4 protein-coding genes are annotated in these 4,297 nt (G+C 40.8%); 3 read left to right on the top strand and 1 reads right to left on the bottom strand.

Annotation, left to right across the window (positions count from 1 at the left end; all coding sequences use genetic code 11):
• The first annotated feature begins 59 nt into the window (after positions 1-59).
• A complete protein-coding gene (locus Q5691_RS27300; protein ID WP_333348361.1) occupies positions 60-227 on the top strand; it encodes a hypothetical protein in 168 nt (55 codons plus the stop codon).
• A gap of 313 nt (positions 228-540) precedes the next feature.
• On the opposite strand, the gene Q5691_RS27295 is transcribed toward Q5691_RS27300, so the two are convergent.
• Positions 541-2,193 carry an FAD-dependent oxidoreductase gene (locus Q5691_RS27295; RefSeq protein WP_333348359.1) on the bottom strand — a complete coding sequence of 551 codons (1,653 nt, stop codon included), beginning with the start codon at positions 2,191-2,193 and terminating at the stop codon, positions 541-543.
• Positions 2,194-2,251: 58 nt separating this feature from the next.
• On the opposite strand from Q5691_RS27295, the gene Q5691_RS27290 reads away from it, so the two are divergent.
• Together Q5691_RS27290 and Q5691_RS27285 are read left to right on the top strand one after the other, a co-directional pair.
• Complete coding sequence (locus tag Q5691_RS27290; protein ID WP_333348356.1) at positions 2,252-2,419, top strand: hypothetical protein; 168 nt, start codon at positions 2,252-2,254, stop codon at positions 2,417-2,419.
• A 103-nt stretch (positions 2,420-2,522) separates the two neighbouring features.
• Positions 2,523-4,250 carry a GNAT family N-acetyltransferase gene (locus Q5691_RS27285; protein ID WP_333348353.1) on the top strand — a complete coding sequence of 576 codons (1,728 nt, stop codon included), beginning with the start codon at positions 2,523-2,525 and terminating at the stop codon, positions 4,248-4,250.
• Positions 4,251-4,297 lie beyond the last annotated feature (47 nt).

Below are 4,297 nucleotides of genomic sequence, written 5' to 3'. Positions count from 1 at the left end.
TTAGTTACCTCAGTAGATATATTCTCTTTGTTTACTTATCTTAACATAGTTCGGTTTTTTTGCGCCGACCTACTTACCGTTTAATTTACTACGTCCAAACAGCAACGGGAATCATTTTGCTGACCCTTTACACCAAGTCCGAACAAGTCGATATTGCAGCAGAGGATATTCAGAACATTATTACAGAATACGAGCAGCAGCAGAGCGAAGATCGAGAGGATATCTAAGAGTTGGGGAATCTTGCGCCGTCGAATATGAGGTTTCGACATCTTCAGTGGTAAAATCCTTTTAATATCTTATTTGACAGAAATCCCTAATCCAAAACCCGTATTCTCTCGGAGAAAGCCACGATTTTGCAGCTCAACCGTTTTTTTGCATTAGTCCTACTGGTAAAACAACTTGCAATAATTAAAGATCGCAAGGTATAACAGCTATCAAACTCCAGGAATTGCGTTTTTTGTTCTAAAACTCAAACAAAAGTTTATAGTTTGTAGGCAGGTTTAACCTCGTATAGCAACACGGACTGCTACTATACCTCGATTACTTTACCTCCTTATAATCAACTCCATAACTCGTATCTCTCCCCGACAAATACGTCGTTTTCCCCGTTAAAGTCTCAAGAGTTTTTTTCGTTTCAGCCGAAGTAATCGAATTCAGCGGCACGCCGAACTTGCTAGCCAAACCAGCGGCCACGCCCACACCTTGTCCTTGATAAATATTCACCGTCGCAATTCGCCCGACGGATACAGCCATACCCACATAACCGGACGATCGCCCTACAATGGCTAAATTCTTGACTTTGCTAGCCAAAGCGCTTTCTATCCCGAAATTATAGACTGGCAGCGGCGGAATTCTCGCAGATAAATTCTTGACTCCGCCCCGCATATCGAAATCGTAGGAAAAACTGCCGATCGACTTTTCAGGTACTGTTCCCCCTTTGATAATCTCCTGCCCCGTCAGCGGATCTACAACATCGCGAACGTTCAAACTTTGCCTGATATAAATCTCGTCTGGAAGAAATACTCTCACATCTTTACCAGACTTCTTTTGTAGCCAGTATTGGAGAAATGACATTTCTCTAATCATTTCAGGAGTCGGTTTTCTGCCATTAGCTTCCATCTTCATGATTTGGTCAACTTGGTATTTAAACAGAAACCCGTTCCAGGACAGCACATTCTTGTTATAAACGCAGACATTGCCTTTATCAAAAAAGAATCCTTTATTTTGACTAAAGGGCAGCTTTCTGTCTATGTGATACGCTGCACCTATGGCTACGCTTCTGATGTCGTAGCCGTCTGTATATGGCTGATAAATCGTACTCCAGAAATTCCTCATCCAGAATTTTGTACTAGCCGGATCTTTAGATTTCATAATGCTTTCTTTAATCTTTTTTACCAAAGGCCGATTGTATAGAATTTCATCTTCTATACTGCGGAATTCGGACATCGTTATCCCTGTAATTCTCGGAACTACAGAGACTGCTAAAGTTTCATTTTTGGATTTTATATTCTGAGATTGATATCCTGTATAATAAGATAATCCGGCTTTTCTGGCTAATTCCGCGTCTTGAGTTACGTCAATAAAAGAGTTGGCTTTAATTCTTAATGTGCTGCCTTTGACTTCGGCATATTCGATTTTATTATCTACGACGTGGGGAGTAAGAGTGGAGTTGGAAATAACTCTGACTTTTGCTGCTGAAAGCATTTGCCTGAGAGCTTGATCTGCCCTTTTTGGGTCTAAGCAAGATTCGGGCGCATCCGCTTTATCTAAGAATTCCTTAAAACATTGGGCGTAGGGTTGGCGATACCAACCGGGGATTTTATCTACATCGATGTAAGCTAAACCGCCGCGGGTGAGTAACCCGCCCAAAGGTGCTCTTCCGTAGTTCGATCGCACGATCGCAACTTTGCCCTTTGCGCCTAAAGTTTTCTTCGCCCATATCGCCGCACATATCCCCGGCACTTCATCACCATATACTACTACATCAAAGGTTTGCTCAGGTGGTTTTTTGGGAAGTACCGGAGGCGGGCTGCTGGATTTTTGCTGCAGAGTTCCATTGTCTAAGGTGGCACTTGCTGGGTTTCTATTTGCGATATAATTTTCTATTTCTCTGAAAGGCGGATAATTAAGTAAAAGTTTTAGGGCGGCAAAGATGATTGCAATTGAAGCTAATTTCTTGAAAGTAGAGAGCATTCAGTTGACTCGTTTATAAATTTGCATTACCTGAAAGCGCAGTTCAGGGTTTACGGAGTTGAATATAGCACGTTTAGATTGTTTCGACACAAGTTTAAATTTTCCGGGAACAGTTGTTAGCGGTTTTGCCAGTGTTACTGGTTTGGCAGGGCATTTGATGTGGGTAAGGATGGTGGGTGCGATCGTACTTTATGACTCCCGACTTTCCCAGCCGCTTGTAATGTGATACTGAGAGGGAAGTAAGGGCGAGATAGCCACCCAAATCATTGACTCAGTAGTAAATTTAGATCAAACTGAGGTATGGCGGTAACTTAAGGAGGTACAAAAAAGTGACAGAAGAAAGACAGGTGACGATTGAAGAGATTGACGAAACATCCCCCCATTTAGAAACTGTTATAGCCCTAGGTGATGCCAATAAAAAAACTCTGGGTTTTTTTACAGAAGGTGCTTTCCGCAAAAGTGCAAGAGATCGGGTGATACTTATAGCACTCAATTCTCAAAAAAATTGCATTGGCTATCTGCTTTACCGACCAGTGCGTCGCAGCAACATTATTGCTATCGTTCATCTCTGCGTCGATCCTGCATATCGCGGCCGGGGTGTTACTAAACAGCTAGTCAATTCCCTCAGCCAAAAAACTCAGAACTTTTATGGAATTCAACTCAAATGCCGTCGCGATTATGGAATAGACAGAATGTGGGAAACACTGGGTTTTATTCCTCTCAACGATCGGCCTGGAAGAAGTAAGGAGGGTAAACTGCTTACTGTTTGGTGGTTGGATCACGGTCATCCAACTATATTTTCTCAAGCTGCTGCACAACAACTTGAGTCTAAAATTTGTGCTGTTATTGATACAAGTATTTTCTTAGAATTGCACGGCAATGAAGATATTGAAAGCGCGGAATCAGACTCTCTACTTGCTGACTGGTTACAAGATTATTTGGAATTGTGTATTACCGATGAGATTTTTAAGGCAATAAACGCGATCTCTGATGTCCATCTCCGAAAGCGTAAACGCCTGTTAGGGGAGACTTTTACTAAAATCCACTGCGAGCGGCAGGCTTTTGAAACAAAATTTAAGTCTCTCAATCGTCTAATTTCTAGTATCAATCTTGATGAAATAAACGAAGCATTAGTTCGTCAATTAGCACAAGCTATTGCTGCTGATTACTTAATTTTTTTAACTCGCGATCCCAAAATATTAGCTTTAGCAGATGCCGTCTATGAAAACTTTAGTTTAGCAATTATGACTCCTACAGATTTAATTGTTAAACTGGATGATGTTCGCAGAGATACTCAATATCAACCGGTACGGTTTGTCGGCATACAGAATCTCACCATTCAACTAATTGATAGCAAATTTGATAAAATACTGTTAACAAACTGTTTTTATGCGATTGATAGAGCAGAAAAAATAGCCGATTTTCAGAAAAATCTGCGCCAGATAATTGCCAATCCAGATAAATTTAAGTGTCATGTCGTTTTAGATGGTGAAAATCAACCCCTTGCTTTAATTGCCTATTGTCAACATAAAAATCACGAATTAGAAGTTACAATGCTCCGAGTTAAACGCGGTATTCTAGCAGCGGCACTTGCACGGTACTTACTTTTCCACTCCATATCAGTTTCAGTAAAAGAAAACAGGCAATTTACGAGACTTATTGACCAGCATCTCGATGAAATTGTTATACAAGCTATTCAAGAAGATGCTTTTGTTCGAGTTGAAAATGGGTATTTAAAGGCAAATCCGCCTGTAGCAGAAACAGCAGCAAATCTGTCTATCAAACTGGCAACCCTAGCAAAAATAGGGGAAGAATATAATTTCTGCATGAAAATTGCAGACACCCTTAACACTCCCGAATTAATTCAAGATATAGGAACGATGGCAGAGCTTGAACGTCGCCTTTGGCCTGCTAAGATTATTGATGCTGACCTCCCTACTTTCATGATTCCCATTCAACCCAGATGGGCAAAAGACTTATTCGATGAAGAGTTAGCTAAGCAGTACATTTTTGGCTCTCAAATGGAGCTAAGCTGTTCGACATCTAAACTGCATTAACTAAGTTACCTTTGTTTTTGATCTTTCGGTTCCATTTCATAATTAAT

The sequence above is a fragment of the Microcoleus sp. w1-18aA5 genome (assembly GCF_036701705.1).
In the GTDB taxonomy this organism is placed as follows: Bacteria; Cyanobacteriota; Cyanobacteriia; order Cyanobacteriales; family Microcoleaceae; genus Microcoleus.
The sequence above is the reverse complement of the archived record's forward strand: the minus strand, read 5'-3'. Positions and strand labels throughout refer to the sequence as shown.